This is a genomic window from Streptomyces sp. f51, from assembly GCF_037940415.1.
Classification (GTDB): Bacteria; Actinomycetota; Actinomycetes; order Streptomycetales; family Streptomycetaceae; genus Streptomyces.
Genome location: NZ_CP149798.1, coordinates 4,936,267 through 4,949,868, shown reverse-complemented (window position 1 = coordinate 4,949,868; position 13,602 = coordinate 4,936,267). Strand labels below are relative to the sequence as shown.

Genomic DNA, 13,602 nt, shown 5'->3' with positions numbered 1-13,602 from the left:
CGATGTGCGTGCGGGGCGGCGTCGGCCGGGTGCGGCGCGGACCGCGGACCCGGCTCAGCGCGGCGTGGCCCTCAGGCGCAGGTCGTGGGGCCGCAGGGTGATGCCGACGCGGGTCGCGTCGCTGGACCCGGACACCGCCTCGAAGCGCCACCGGGACGCCACGGTCGCGGTGATCAGGGAGAGCAGTGCCATCGAGAAGTGGTCACTCGGGCACTTGCGGTTGCCCACGCTGAACGGGCGCATCGCGTACTTCGGAATGCCGGCGGAGCGTTCCGGAAGCCAGCGGTCGGGATCGAAATCCAGATGCTCCTGGTACGAGCGGGGGTCGCGCTGTATCGCGTACGGGCTGTAGACGATGTCGGCACCGGCCGGAATGCGATAGCCGCCCAGCTCGGTTTCGGCCACCGCGCGCCGCGTCAATATCCATACGGCGGGGCGTAAACGCATCGCCTCGACGACGACATTGTTCGTGTGCGACAGCTTCCGGACGTCCTCGAATCCGACGGGCCGGTCCCCCGCGACGGATCGGACCTCCGCGGCCACTTTGTCCGCCTGTTCCGGATGTTCCGTCAGGACTTGCAGCAACCACATGATCGTGGAGGCTATGGTTTCGCTGCCGGGGGTCAGTATCGCGACGACTTGGTCGTGGATCTCCTGTTCGTCTATGGGGTCGCCGTCGTCGTTCTTCGCTTCCAGCAATGCCGTCAGCAAATCGTCCGGCTTTTGACCAGATGCCCGCCGCTCGTCGATGATCTCGTCGACCAGCGCATGCAGATCGGCCAATGCGCGGTCGAATGCGCGTATGGAGGGAAGCGGGAGCCGGTAGAGCGGCCCCGCCGGTATCACCATACGGCGGTACATGCCGCGGAAGACGGTGGCGAGCGCGAGGCTCAATCGCTCGGCGCGCTCGTCCATGAACCGGCCGCGGAGCAGACAGCGGGCGGCGACACGGACCGCGACGCGGAACGACTCGGAGGTGCAGTCGACCGCGGCGCCGCTCGCCCAGCGCTCCGCGAACGCCCGCGACTCCTCCTCCATGATCGGCCCGTACTCGGGGACGATGTCGGCCCGGAACGCGGGCTGGATGGTCCGGCGCTGGCGCCGGTGCTGCGATCCGTTGGCCGTGGCGACCCCCTGCTTGCCCAGCAGCCCTTCGAGCGACTCCCACAGGGGGCCGCCGATCTCGTAGTCGGGACTGAGCGCCAGCGCGCCGGTGAGCGCCGGGGTGGTGACGGCGTACACCGTCTTGGGGCCCATCCTGAGCCGGACGACGTCACCGTGGTCGCGCAGCCCGGCCAGGAAGCCCAGCGGGTCGCGGACCAGTTTCCAGCCGTGCCCCAGCAGGGGCACCCCGCCTCCGGCGAGGGGCGGGACGGACAGCTCCCGCGCCTCGGGCACCTCGGGTCGTACCGAATCGACGGTCATTTCCCACCTGCCGCTTCATTGTTGACGTACGGGGGTGTGGAGCGGTCGTCCCAGCTGTCGACCATGTACCGGCCCGACTCGTGGTGGAACCAGTACACGGAGCTGAACCAGTTCCGCATGTTGGTGAGGCACGCACTGACGGCGGCGCTCGTCTCTTTTCCCCGGACCGTGCCGTCGGCGAGTAATACGGCGAGCCTGGACACGTCCTTCTCCGCGACGAGGAATTGCCGCACGCATTCCTCGACCCGTCGCCTCAGTTCGGCGACGGCTTCTTCGAGTGTCAGCCCCTGATGATGAATGAGACTGATTCCGAGATTGTGGACCTCGTCGCCCGCTATTTCTTTGGGAAGTGAACACAGGTCGTTGTACCAGGCGGCGAATTCCTGACTGAGCAACGCCGCCCGCTGGAATGCGGGATGCAGACGCACTTCGGCGGGGAGTTCCAGGCCCGCACTCGCCTCCAGAAGGTCGGTCCAGATCCGGTGCGCGAAAGTGAGCCGGCGGAGTTCGAGATATTCCGCGACCGTGGGAACGGTGCCGGAGATCCGGTTCCTGAACTCCTGGTCGTACGCGTCGATCACCGCGTGGAAGTGGAGTGCGAACCGCTTGTTCCAGTTCTCGCCGAGGAACGAGTACAGCCGCACCATGCTGTCCGCGAACCCCGCGACCAGGGGATCCTTGTGGTGCAGGTGGTCTCTGGGTGCGTCGAGGGCCGCATGAAGCCGGAACCTGAGCTTCCGCCAGGAGCCGGCCCGGCCGTGGACGACGTCGCGGTCGTGCCGGTCGTCCCAGACGAAGAACCACGCGCTGTAGTCCGCTATCGCCTGGAGGACCTCGTCGGAGGCGCCTGTGTAGTAGCCCGCCATGAGGTCCGTGTAGCACAGGCCGTCGGCGTACTCCTCGACCTTGTCCGCGGGCATCAGCCGTTTTTCGAGGAGCCAGGTCCTGGTGTTCTCCTGGAGCCTCGGCCAATACGGGTGCAGTTGACGGGGAAACTCGGACTCGATCACCGGGAGAGAGAGCGCCGGTGGAACCGCGAGCGCTGTCGATGAAGAGCCGTATGAGAAAGCGTGCACGAACAAACCCCTCTCAGCCGCCTGTTGACGTCACACCCCTTCGCCTGTGCCGGGCGCGCGCCGTTGCGTATCCCCGCACTTCCCATTCAGCACCACAACTGACCGTTCTGGGAACGGATTTGCCCCACTGACTACACGACCTTGCCGAGAATCTCCCCTTGTGTGACTGAATCTGGATCACTGAAGGAGTACAAGGGATCGAACATACGACGTACATGCGAACGGTGCCTGGTCAGGAGGATCACCTGTCCAAGCACCGTTCGAGTGGGCTCACGAGAGACCGTGCGTCACGCCGGTCAATTTATGTCACAGCAGCGCAGGGCGCCCGCCGGGCGAGAGTTCAGTCGTTCGCCACGACCGCGTAGCGCGGCTCGTTCTCGGCCATCTGCCGCAGCGCGTCCTTGCGGTCGCGCTTGGAGAGCCGGTCGATGTACAGGTAGCCGTACAGGTGGTCCGTCTCGTGCTGGAGGCAGCGCGCGAAGTAGCCCGTACCGCGCACCCGGATCGGGTTGCCCTTCTCGTCCTGCCCGGTGACCTCGGCGTAGTCGGGACGGGCGAGCGGCGCGTAGGCGGTCGGCACCGACAGGCAGCCCTCGTTGCTCTCGTCCAGCTGGCGCCGGTCGGCGGGCAGGTCGACCGGCTTCGGGTTGCAGACCACACCGACGTGCCGGACACCCTGGTCGTCCTGGCAGTCGTAGACGAAGACCTTCAGGTCGACACCGATCTGATTGGCCGCCAGGCCCACGCCCTCGGCCGTGCGCTGGCTCGCGAACATGTCGTCGACCAGCCGGCCGAGTTCGTCCCCGAACTCGGTGACGTCCTTGCACTCCTTGTGCAGCACCGGGTTCCCGACCACCGTGATCGGACGCGAGGTGCCGCGCTCGCGGTAGGCGGTCTCGCGCTCCTCGGCGTCCTCGGTGTCGATGACGAAGCCGTCGTCGTCCACGGGGAGCACGCCCACGTGCTGCTGATCGGTTTCCTGCTGCGCCATGACGACGTACGCCTTCCTCAGACCTTGTAATTTTCTGCGACTACAGCCTAAAGGTGCGCTCAGCAGACCTCTTCCAGATCCCGCCAGTCGCGGGAGTCCGGACTGTCGGCGACCCAGCCGTCGAGCAGGCCCCGCACCAGCGAGGCGGGCGCCGCGAGCCCGCACTCCCGCTCGGGCACCCACAGCTGCCCGTCGGTGCGATGGCCGAGCGGACCCGGGTGGCCCGGCTCGCTGTGGTCGTGCGGGTCGAGGTGTTCCTCGTCCCCCTCGTCGGAGGGCATCCGGGACTCGGAGCACATCCGGCACAGCAGCCGTACGGACGAGGACCAGTCCTCCGCGGCGAAGCCGGCGTCGGCGGCGAGCCGCTCCAGCGCGTCCCGGTCGTCCTCGGTGGCCGCTTCGAGCAGGACGACCCAGGTCGGCACGGGTGAAGGGGCCCACAGCTCGATCTCGTCGAAGACCGGGTAGGCGTGCCCGGCGGCCGTGGTCCGCTCGCCGTGCGGTACGCCGTCGTGCAGCACGACCTCGCCCCAGCGGCGCCCGGAGGACGGCAGCGGGATCGACAGCACCTCGACGCGGGCGGGGTCCAGCCGGCGCCCCCACACCACCTCGGCCTCGCCCTCGGGCGACAGCCGGACGGCCGCGCTGCCGAGGTCCATGCCGGCCGGCTCACCGGACACGGCGGCGCCGCCGGGCACCCGCAGTCCGTACGCCTGCCAGGAACGCCGGGCCAGCGGCCAGTCCTGGAGGGCGGTGGCCGCGATGCCCACGTTCCACCAGTCGGGTGCGCCGGTCTCCCGGTCGAGCAGGGCGACGGCCCGCAGACCCGCGGCCCGTGCCTGCTCCCAGTCGTGCCGGAACTTGTGCAGCAGCGCCAGGTTGAACCAGGACTCGGACAGCCAGGGCTCCAGGTCCGCGGCACGCGTCAGCAGCGCCCCCGCGTCCTCGTACCGGCCGTCGCCGATCAGCGTGAACGCGCGGTCGGTGGCCTGCCGCCATGAGGCGGAGGGCCGGTGTCGTCCCTTGCCGAAGATCCTCACGATTCCCGCCTGCCAGTTCCTTGCGTTTCCCGCCTGCCGGTCCTTCGAGGAATTCCTGGGAGGCAGTGCAGCCCCGGGTCGTCCCGTGCCCCCTGACACCCTCTCCCTCGCATCCAACCACGTACCTTCGGACGACCGCTCATTACCCATGGGTTACCCAGCCCGGGGCAGGGTCAGACCGGCTCGGGACAGGACCCGGGCCAGTGACTCCACGACCTCCGGCTGGTAGTCGCGGGCGGTCGCGAGACGCAGTCTCTCCAGCGCGGTCAGCGGCCCCGTGGGTCCCGCTTCCCTCGCCATCTCCTCGTACGCGTTCACCGTCCGCACGATGCGCGCGGTGACGGGCTGGTCACGGTACGGGTCCGCCTGCCGCTCCACCACGACGGCGACCGCGGCCTCCACCCCGGTCTGCCGCACGACGGCGCCGCCGAGCAGCGCGATCCGCCGCTGCTCGGCCGCCGGGAGCACGGCGGTGGCGCCCGCCTCCACGGGGTCGACCAGGCTGAGCTGCCCGATGTCGTGCATCAGCGCCGCGTACTCCAGGACCGTGAGGTCGGGCTCGGACAGGCCCAGCTCCCGGCCCACGGCCCGGCTCAGCGCGGCCACCCGCCGGGCGTGCCCGGCCGGCGTGTACCCCGCGATCTCGGTCGCGCGCGCGAGGGAGGCGATCGTCTGGCGGTAGGTGACCCGCACGGCCGCGTAACGCCGGAAGGACAGCTGGGTGAGCAGCAGCGGCAGCGAGAAGACGGGCAGGGCCCACAGGCCGACCACCGCGACCGCGAGGGCCATCACCACCCCGGTCGCGCACACGGCGGAGCCGATCCCGAGGGTGGCCCGCAGTTCGTCGCGCAGCAGCGGGCCGAACGGCCACCGGGTCCGCGCGTGGGCCGTCGCCGCCGCGAGCACCGCGTCCCACAGCGTGGTGAGGACCAGCAGGGCGACCAGCAGCAGCGCCTGTGCGGGACCACCCCATCCCAGCAACCGGCCCTGTTCGTAGAGGGGTTGGAAGCAGACGGCGGCGAAGGCGACGGTCAGGACGCGGCGGGCGAGGTGGTCGAGGGTCGGCGCGTGTCCCCGTGCCACGTGCGGGACGCAGCCGGTCAGCGCCGCCGCCACGACGACGGCGACGACCTGGAGGACGCCGTGGCCGGTGCGGTGCCCGGCGTTCTCGCCGAGCAGCGCGTAGGCGAGGGCTCCGGCGGCGCCGAGGGGCGCGGACTCCCGTTCCTCGGCGCCGTTCCACCGGGCGAGCTCGCCGACGGTCATGAGCAGGCCGAAGGCCAGCGCCGTGCCGCGTTCCTCCAGTCCGTCCCAGAGCGTGGTGCTGAGGGCGAGGACCGCGAGGAGCAGGGCCAGGGCGCGTACGGCGGCGAGCAGGACGGGGATCCTGACGGCCGTCGCGGGGCGGGCGGACCGGGCGGGCGCCGCGTGCCGCGGGGCGGTGGTGCTCACGGGGCGCTCCGCCCGACGGTGTCGGAGGGGTGGGCCGGGGGCATGCCCGCCGCGACGGCCGGGGCGATGTCCGCCGTCACCGCGGGGTGCCAGCCGTGCCGGTCGAGCGCCCGTACCAGGGCCGCCACCATCCGGGGGTCGAACTGCGTCCCCGCGCACCGCCCCAGTTCGTCCAGGGCCGCCGGCACCGGGCGGCCCCTGCGGTAGGACCGGGTCGACGTCATGGCGTCGAACGCGTCGGCGACGGCGACCACCCGGGCGAACTCGGGGATCTGCGTGCCCGCGAGCCCGTACGGATATCCGCTGCCGTCCAGCCGCTCGTGGTGGTGCAGGATCGCGGAGCGGGCCTCGCCGAGGAACCCGATGCCGCGGACCATCTCGTGCCCGTACTCGGGATGCAGTTCGATGATCCGCCGCTCCTCGGGGGTCAGCGGTCCGTCCTTGCGCAGCAGCCGGGTGGGGACGCCGAGCTTTCCGACGTCGTGCAGGATCCCGGCGAACCGGAGCACCTCGACGCGCTCGTCGTGCATCCCCAGCTCACGGGCGATCAGCACGGACGCCCGGCCGACCCGCTCGCTGTGTCCGCGGGTGTAGCCGTCCTTGATGTCGACGGCCTGGACGAGCGCGCGGATGGTGGCCTGGTGGGCGGCCCGTTCGCGGTGGTACTGGGCGAAGACCCAGCCGGACACGTACATCGGCAGCAGGACGAGCAGTGCGGCGACGGGTCCGTACGGGCTGCGCCAGAGCACGGCCATCATCAGTCCGGCGAGGCCGTGCACGGCGACCGGCGCGAGCGAGCGGGCGAAGAGTCCGTGCCAGGCACCGCGCACCGGGGCGCGTTCGGCCAGGGCGAGGATCCCGCAGTCCAGGACGGTGAGCGCGGCGCAGAAGGCGAGCACCGCGGCTCCGGCGGGCACGAGCGCGTACGGGAACCGGGGGGTGACGAGCGCGTCGCGGCCGCCGAGCGCTCCGTACACCCGTGAGGCCGTCCAGACGGCCACGGCGAGCTGGGAGGCGCGCCAGATCCGGCGCGGGCCGCGGGGGCGTTGCTCGACCCGGGCGAGCAGGGCCCCGGGCAGCGCGACGAGGGCGGCGGCGGGCGGGGGCAGCAGGAAGGCACCGGCGAGCAGGACGGGGAGGAGGGCGCCCATCCCCTGCGGGGTGTCGCCGCAGGGGGCGCCGGCGGCACCCGGCCGGAGCGGCAGGGTGACGCGCTCGCAGCCCGCGTACAGCGCGGCGAGCAGGGTGACGATCTCCCAGGGGACGCGCAGCTGAGGCAGGGGCGCGAGGCAGGCCAGAGCCACGAGGACGACACCGGCCACATACGCACGGGCCCACGCCGGAACCGAACCCATCCCCGAATACCTCCCCCGTACCTCCCCCGATCTCAGGCTCGGAGCCTAGGGCGGGAGGAAGGGGACGGGGACCGGTATGTACGAATCCGCGGGCTCCGGGCCTGCGGATTAGCACGTTCGGGTGATAAACGAAGGTCTTGAGGCGTGGGCCCGGCCTTCACGGCGGAGGACCGGCCGGGGTCAGGACTCCTGGGCCGTCGCGGTCACGTCGTGCTCGGGCACGGTCTGGCCCGAGCGGATCAGATCGATACGGCCCATGACCTTGGCCCGCAGGTCGGTGGGCACGTCGTCATGGCCGCAGCACCGCTTGACCAGCTTCTTGACGGCCTGTTCGAGACCGTACTTCTCCAGACACGGCGAGCACTCTTCGAAGTGGACCTCGAACTTGGTGCAGTCCGCGTCCGGCATCTCATGATCGAGGAACTCGTAGAGATGATCGAGTACCTCACTGCAATCCGTCTCGTGCGGCTCTCCGCAGCTCATGAGCCCGAGCCTTTCGCTTCGTTCGACTCTCCGGCGCCGGCGGGGACCAGCCCGCGGTCACGGGCGTAGTCCTCCAGCATGCCGCGCAGTTGGCGACGGCCCCGGTGCAGCCGGGACATCACCGTACCGATGGGTGTCCCCATGATGTCCGCGATCTCCTTGTAGGCAAAGCCCTCTACGTCCGCGAGATAGACGGCGATGCGGAATTCCTCGGGGATCGCCTGAAGCGCTTCCTTGACGTCGGAGTCGGGCAGGTGGTCGAGCGCCTGCGACTCGGCGGAACGAAGGCCCGTCGACATGTGCGACTCGGCACGCGCCAGCTGCCAGTCCTCGATCTCCTCGGCCGCGCTGCGCTGGGGTTCGCGCTGCTTCTTGCGGTACGAGTTGATGAAGGTGTTGGTGAGAATGCGGTACAGCCACGCCTTGAGGTTCGTGCCCTCGCGGAACTGGTGGAACGACGCGTACGCCTTGGCGTACGTCTCCTGCACCAGATCCTCGGCGTCGGCCGGGTTGCGCGTCATGCGCAGCGCGGCCGAGTACATCTGGTCGAGGAATTCGAGCGCGTCCCGCTCGAAGCGCGCGGTGCGCTCGGCGGAGGTCTCCGCCGAGGCGTCGCTCGTGCCCTGGCCCTCGGGCTGCTCCGCCTGGCCGTTTTCGGTCCCTGCGTCGGTCCCAGTGACCGGACCCACCTCCTCCAGCGACGTAGCGAGACCGAGACCGGTCCCACTGGAATCGGAGGATAGACGAACATCATGTCCGCCCGCCGCCCGAATCGGGGCGTTCTTGCCCGCGTGCAGCACCGTCCAGTCCAGGTCAGCGCGGCTGCTGCGGCTCGGGCAGAAGGTCGAACCCATGCGGCGGACTTCCTCTCGTACGAACGGTGCAGCACGCTGCGTGCTGTCTGATCCGCACAACAGAAGTCCGTCACTCTGCATTCCCGGCCGTCACCCGAGTGACGCGGCCCACCGCACGACACCGTCCGTGACGACCTTCAGCGCCTCCTCCTGGCCCAGCGGGGCGCGCTTCGGGACGGTGAGGCCGTGATCCGCGTGGGGCACCTCGACCAGCTCGTACGGGCCCGGCGGGAACTCCCGCGGTCCGCCGAACGGGTCGTTGCCGCCCTGGACGACGAGCGTGGGCACCCCGGCGCCGAGCAGCTCGGCGGCGCGGGACTTCTCCGGCCTGCCCGGCGGGTGCAGCGGGAAGCTCAGCGCGAGGACGGCCGCGGCCCCCAGTTCGGCCGCCGTCCGGCACGCGACCCGGGCGCCCGCGCTGCGGCCTCCGGAGATCACGGGCAGCCCGGGCCGAGCCAGCGCCGGCCACAGTCCCCGCCATCCCACGTCCAGCGTCTTCGGAGCCGGGGCCACCTTCTTGCCCGCCACCCGCCAGGGCTGTTCCACCAGGGCCACGCTCACCCCGTGCGCGGGCAGCACCTCCGCGAGCGCCCGCAGGTCACGGGCCCCGATGCCGCCGCCCGCGCCATGGCTCACGGCGAGCACGAGCCGTGGCCGCGCCGCCCGGTGCCAGGTGATCCGGGCCGTACCGGCGTCCGTCTCGACGGTCTCGATGCTCTCGCCGGTCTCGCTCACGTCACTGATCCCCGTCGCGTCGGAAGGCCGCTGATCGCCGTCGGTCGGTCCCCGTCGGTCAGAAGAGTGTGCCCTCCTCGGGCCCCTCCAGCTCCTTCAGCAGCTCCGCGCCGTTGTTGCGGACGTTGCTGACCGCCGTGGAGACGGGATAGGCGCGCATCAGCCCGGTGGGCGGGGGCGCGAGCAGGTCGCGCAGTTCGTCCGGGTCCGTGCGGGACGGGTCGAGCCAGCTGTCCCAGCGGTCGGGCGTGAGCATCAGGGGCATCCGGGGGTGGATGTCGGCGAGCGCGCGCGGGCCCTCGGCGGGGGCCACGCCCAGCGGCGCCGTCTCCGCCTCGGTGGTGATGACCGAGCAGGTCACCCACCAGGCCAGCGGATGCTCGTCCGGCAGCGTCCGGTCCCGCCAGAACTCGTAGAGCCCCGCCATCGCGAACACCGATCCGTCCGCGGGCGTCACGAAGTACGGCTGCTTCCGGGGCCGCTTCTTCCTGCCCTCGACCTCCAGCTCGCGTTCGGCGCCTGAGGTGACCCATTCGTAGTACCCGTCGGCCGGGATGACACAGCGCCGGGCGGCGAAGGCACGGCGGTACGAGGGCTTCTCGTGCACCGTCTCGGCGCGCGCGTTGATCATCCGGGCGGCGCCCTCGGGCGTCTTGGCCCAGGACGGGACGAGCCCCCACTTGAGCCTGCGCAGCTGGCGAACCGGTCTCGGGCTGTCCGCGTCCTTCACAGGACGGTCGAGGACGACGTAGACCTCCTTGGTCGGGGCCACGTTGTAGTCGGGCGCCAAGGTCTCCTCGGGGTCCCAGCTCTCGACCTCAAAGGTTGCTGCGAGATCCTCGGGTCCACGACTGGCTGCATACCGTCCGCACATACGTGCAACACTGCCAGATTCCGCGCCGTGAAAGGGAGCCACCGCCGACAATGGACAGCACCGCATCCACCTCGCTGGCCTCGCTCAGCTCCCTGTGGGACCAGGTGTTCGGCACCCAGCCGGACCCGGACCTGTGGGTGGTGATCGCCACCATGGTCGCGGCCCTCGCGGCGATCGTCCCGCACGGGGTCTGGCGCGTCTCCCGCAACGCCATCACGATCGCGCACGAGGGCGGCCACGGTCTGGTCGCCCTGCTCACCGGGCGCAGCCTCAGCGGTATCCGGCTGCACTCCGACACCAGCGGTCTCACGGTCAGCCGCGGCAAGCCGTCCGGCCTCGGCATGATCCTGACGGCGGCCGCCGGGTACACCGCTCCCCCGCTGCTCGGTCTCGGCGGCGCCGCCCTGCTCGGCGCGGGTCACATCACCCTGCTGCTGTGGGTCGCCACGGCCCTGCTCATAGCCATGCTGGTGATGATCCGCAACGCGTACGGCGCGCTCACCGTGATCCTCACCGGCGGCACCTTCCTGCTGGTGTCCTGGCTCGCCGGACCCCAGGTGCAGGCCGCGTTCGCGTACGCCGTGGTGTGGTTCCTGCTCCTCGGCGGCGTCCGCCCGGCCTTCGAACTCCAGGCGAAGCGGAGGCGGGGTGGCGCGGGCGACTCCGACGCGGACCAGCTGTCGCGACTCACCCATGTACCGGCCGGACTCTGGCTGTTCCTCTTCCACGCCGTGTCGCTGTGCTCGCTGATGGGCGGCGGACGCTGGCTGCTGGGCTGGTGACGGGCGGCCCGGGCCGCCGAGCCCGGCGCCCGGGGGGCCGCGGGCCCGGTCCGGCTCGGCCGGGCGGAGGTCACCGGGGGTGACGGACCCGCGGCTGCCCGGCGCCCTGCCACTAAAGTGGGGCGCATGACCGTGAACCCCGCCCACACCGCCCTCTGGCCAGCCCCGCACGCAAGCGGAGCCGTCGACGCGACGGTTCACGTGCCGGGGTCCAAGTCGGTCACCAACCGCGCTCTCGTCCTGGCCGCGCTGGCCTCCGAACCGGGCTGGCTGCGCCGCCCGCTGCGTTCCCGCGACACCCTGCTGATGGCCGGCGCGCTGCGCGCGATGGGCGTGGGCATCGAGGAGACGGTCGCCTCCAGCTCGACGGTGGCGGCGGGCCCCGACGCCTCGGGCGAGGCCTGGCGGATCATCCCCTCGGGCCTGCGCGGCCCGGCCACGGTCGACGTCGGCAACGCCGGCACGGTCATGCGCTTCCTGCCTCCCGTGGCCGCCCTCGCGGACGGCCCCATCCGGTTCGACGGCGACCCCCGCTCGTACGAGCGTCCGCTGCACGGCGTGATCGACGCGCTGCGCCTGCTCGGCGCCCGGATCGACGACGACGCCCGCGGCGCGCTGCCGCTGACGGTGCACGGCGGCGGCGCCCTGGACGGCGGCCCGGTGTCGATCGACGCGTCCTCCTCCTCGCAGTTCGTGTCCGCCCTGCTGCTCTCCGCCCCGCGCTTCAACCAGGGCGTCGAGGTCCGCCACACCGGCTCGACGCTCCCTTCGATGCCGCACATCCGGATGACCGTGGACATGCTGCGCGCCGTCGGCGCCCAGGTGGACACCCCGGAGTCGGGCGGCGAGCCGAACGTCTGGCGGGTGACACCGGGCGCCCTGCTCGGCCGCGACCTGATCATCGAGCCCGACCTGTCGAACGCCCAGCCGTTCCTCGCGGCGGCGCTGGTCACCGGCGGCACGGTCGTGATCCCCGACTGGCCGGCCCACACCACCCAGCCGGGCGACCGGCTGCGGGAGATCTTCACCGAGATGGGTGGTTCCTGCGAACTGACCGAGCGCGGACTGGAGTTCACCGGTTCGGGTGCCGTCCACGGTATCGATGTGGACCTGGGCGAGGTCGGTGAGCTGACCCCGGGCATCGCGGCGGTCGCGGCGCTCGCCGACTCCCCCTCCACCCTGCGGGGCGTGGCCCATCTGCGGCTGCACGAGACGGACCGGCTGGCCGCGCTCACCAAGGAGATCAACGAACTCGGCGGCGATGTCACCGAGACCGCCGACGGCCTGCACATCCGGCCGCGCCGGCTGCACGGCGGCATCTTCCACACGTACGACGACCACCGCATGGCGACGGCCGGCGCGATCATCGGGCTGGCGGTGGAGGGCGTCCAGATCGAGAACGTGGCGACGACGGCGAAGACCCTGCCCGACTTCCCCGATCTGTGGACCGGGATGCTCGGGAACTGACGGGCGGACCTGGATCATGCGCCGTTACGGCAAGAACACCGACGAGGACGACATCCGCCAGCGGCCCAACCGCAAGGGCAACCGTCCGCGTACGAACATCCGCCCCAAGCACGAGGAGGCCGTCGAGGGCATGGTCCTCACGGTCGACCGCGGCCGGCTGACCTGTCTGGTCGAGGGCCGCTCCGTGACCGCGATGAAGGCGCGCGAGCTGGGCCGCAAGGCCGCCGTGGTCGGGGACCGGGTGGCCATCGTCGGCGACCTGTCCGGGGAGAAGGACACCCTCGCCCGTATCGTCCGCATCGAGCCGCGCGGCTCGGTGCTGCGCCGCACGGCCGACGACGACGATCCGTACGAGCGGGTGGTCGTCGCCAACGCCGACCAGCTCGCCATCGTCACGGCCCTCGCGGACCCCGAGCCGCGCCCCCGGCTGATCGACCGCTGTCTGGTGGCGGCCTTCGACGGCGGTCTGACCCCGCTCCTGGTGCTGACGAAGTCGGACCTGGCGCCACCGGACAAGTTCCTGGAGCTGTACGGCGCGCTGGACATCCCGTACGTGGTGACCAGCCGCGAGGAGCTGCGCAGCGAGGCCGCCGCCGACCGGGTGCGCGAGCAACTGGACGGCAGGATCACGGCGTTCGTCGGCCATTCGGGCGTCGGCAAGACGACGCTTGTGAACGCGCTGGTGCCGCCCGAGCGGCGGCGGACGACCGGGCACGTCAACGCGGTCACGGGCCGGGGCCGGCACACGACGACCTCGGCGCTGGCGCTGCCCCTGGCGGGTCCCGCCGGAGGCTGGGTGATCGACACGCCGGGCGTCCGTTCCTTCGGCCTCCACCACGTCGATCCGTCCCGGGTGATCCACGCCTTCCCCGACCTCGAACCCGGCACCGAGGGCTGCCCCCGGGCGTGCAGCCACGACGAACCGGACTGCGCGCTGGACGCGTGGGTGGCCGAGGGCCACGCGGACCCGCAGCGGCTGTACTCGCTGCGCCGTCTGCTGGCCACGCGCGAGCGCCGCGAGGGCGACTGACGTCCCCGTGTTTGCGTGCGCCCGCCGTCGGTAAGGGC

13 protein-coding genes are annotated in these 13,602 nt (G+C 71.4%); 3 read left to right on the top strand and 10 right to left on the bottom strand.

Annotation, left to right across the window (positions count from 1 at the left end; all coding sequences use genetic code 11):
• Positions 1–54: 54 nt before the first annotated feature.
• The 10 genes from WJM95_RS21690 to WJM95_RS21645 all read right to left on the bottom strand — a co-directional run bounded on the left by WJM95_RS21690 (position 55) and on the right by WJM95_RS21645 (position 10,285).
• On the bottom strand, positions 55–1,425 hold the full coding sequence (locus tag WJM95_RS21690) for a cytochrome P450 (protein WP_339131377.1): 1,371 nt from the start codon (positions 1,423–1,425) through the stop codon (positions 55–57).
• Positions 1,422–2,501, bottom strand: a complete 1,080-nt coding sequence (gene cyc1 / locus WJM95_RS21685; RefSeq protein ID WP_339131376.1) for an epi-isozizaene synthase — start codon at positions 2,499–2,501, stop codon at positions 1,422–1,424. The genes WJM95_RS21690 and cyc1 overlap by 4 nt, the downstream gene beginning before the upstream one ends.
• A 340-nt stretch (positions 2,502–2,841) precedes the next feature.
• Positions 2,842–3,492: a peptide deformylase gene (gene def, locus WJM95_RS21680; protein WP_339131374.1), complete on the bottom strand. Its 651-nt coding sequence runs from the start codon at positions 3,490–3,492 to the stop codon at positions 2,842–2,844.
• A 59-nt stretch (positions 3,493–3,551) separates the two neighbouring features.
• Positions 3,552–4,532 carry a hypothetical protein gene (locus tag WJM95_RS21675; RefSeq protein ID WP_339131373.1) on the bottom strand — a complete coding sequence of 327 codons (981 nt, stop codon included), beginning with the start codon at positions 4,530–4,532 and terminating at the stop codon, positions 3,552–3,554.
• Between the two features lie 153 nt (positions 4,533–4,685).
• On the bottom strand, positions 4,686–5,888 hold the full coding sequence (locus WJM95_RS21670) for an HD domain-containing protein (protein WP_339135750.1): 1,203 nt from the start codon (positions 5,886–5,888) through the stop codon (positions 4,686–4,688).
• Between the two features lie 92 nt (positions 5,889–5,980).
• On the bottom strand, positions 5,981–7,339 hold the full coding sequence (locus WJM95_RS21665) for an HD-GYP domain-containing protein (protein WP_339131372.1): 1,359 nt from the start codon (positions 7,337–7,339) through the stop codon (positions 5,981–5,983).
• 180 nt (positions 7,340–7,519) lie between these two features.
• Positions 7,520–7,822, bottom strand: coding sequence for a mycothiol system anti-sigma-R factor (gene rsrA, locus WJM95_RS21660; protein ID WP_103548068.1), 303 nt, complete (start codon positions 7,820–7,822; stop codon positions 7,520–7,522).
• On the bottom strand, positions 7,819–8,511 hold the full coding sequence (sigR, locus tag WJM95_RS21655; RefSeq protein ID WP_339131371.1) for an RNA polymerase sigma factor SigR: 693 nt from the start codon (positions 8,509–8,511) through the stop codon (positions 7,819–7,821). Before sigR ends, rsrA begins: the two co-directional genes overlap by 4 nt.
• 255 nt (positions 8,512–8,766) lie before the next feature.
• A complete protein-coding gene (locus WJM95_RS21650; protein WP_339131370.1) occupies positions 8,767–9,411 on the bottom strand; it encodes an alpha/beta family hydrolase in 645 nt (214 codons plus the stop codon).
• A 58-nt stretch (positions 9,412–9,469) separates the two neighbouring features.
• On the bottom strand, positions 9,470–10,285 hold the full coding sequence (locus WJM95_RS21645) for an SOS response-associated peptidase (RefSeq protein WP_339131369.1): 816 nt from the start codon (positions 10,283–10,285) through the stop codon (positions 9,470–9,472).
• Between the two features lie 50 nt (positions 10,286–10,335).
• Here WJM95_RS21645 and WJM95_RS21640 point away from each other — a divergent pair, with 50 nt between their 5' ends.
• The 3 genes from WJM95_RS21640 to rsgA all read left to right on the top strand — a co-directional run bounded on the left by WJM95_RS21640 (position 10,336) and on the right by rsgA (position 13,564).
• Positions 10,336–11,067, top strand: a complete 732-nt coding sequence (locus WJM95_RS21640; protein WP_339131368.1) for a M50 family metallopeptidase — start codon at positions 10,336–10,338, stop codon at positions 11,065–11,067.
• A 126-nt stretch (positions 11,068–11,193) separates the two neighbouring features.
• On the top strand, positions 11,194–12,534 hold the full coding sequence (gene aroA / locus WJM95_RS21635; RefSeq protein ID WP_339131367.1) for a 3-phosphoshikimate 1-carboxyvinyltransferase: 1,341 nt from the start codon (positions 11,194–11,196) through the stop codon (positions 12,532–12,534).
• Positions 12,535–12,550: 16 nt separating this feature from the next.
• Entirely contained in the window at positions 12,551–13,564 is a 1,014-nt protein-coding gene (gene rsgA / locus WJM95_RS21630; protein WP_339131366.1) for a ribosome small subunit-dependent GTPase A, read from the top strand.
• Positions 13,565–13,602 lie beyond the last annotated feature (38 nt).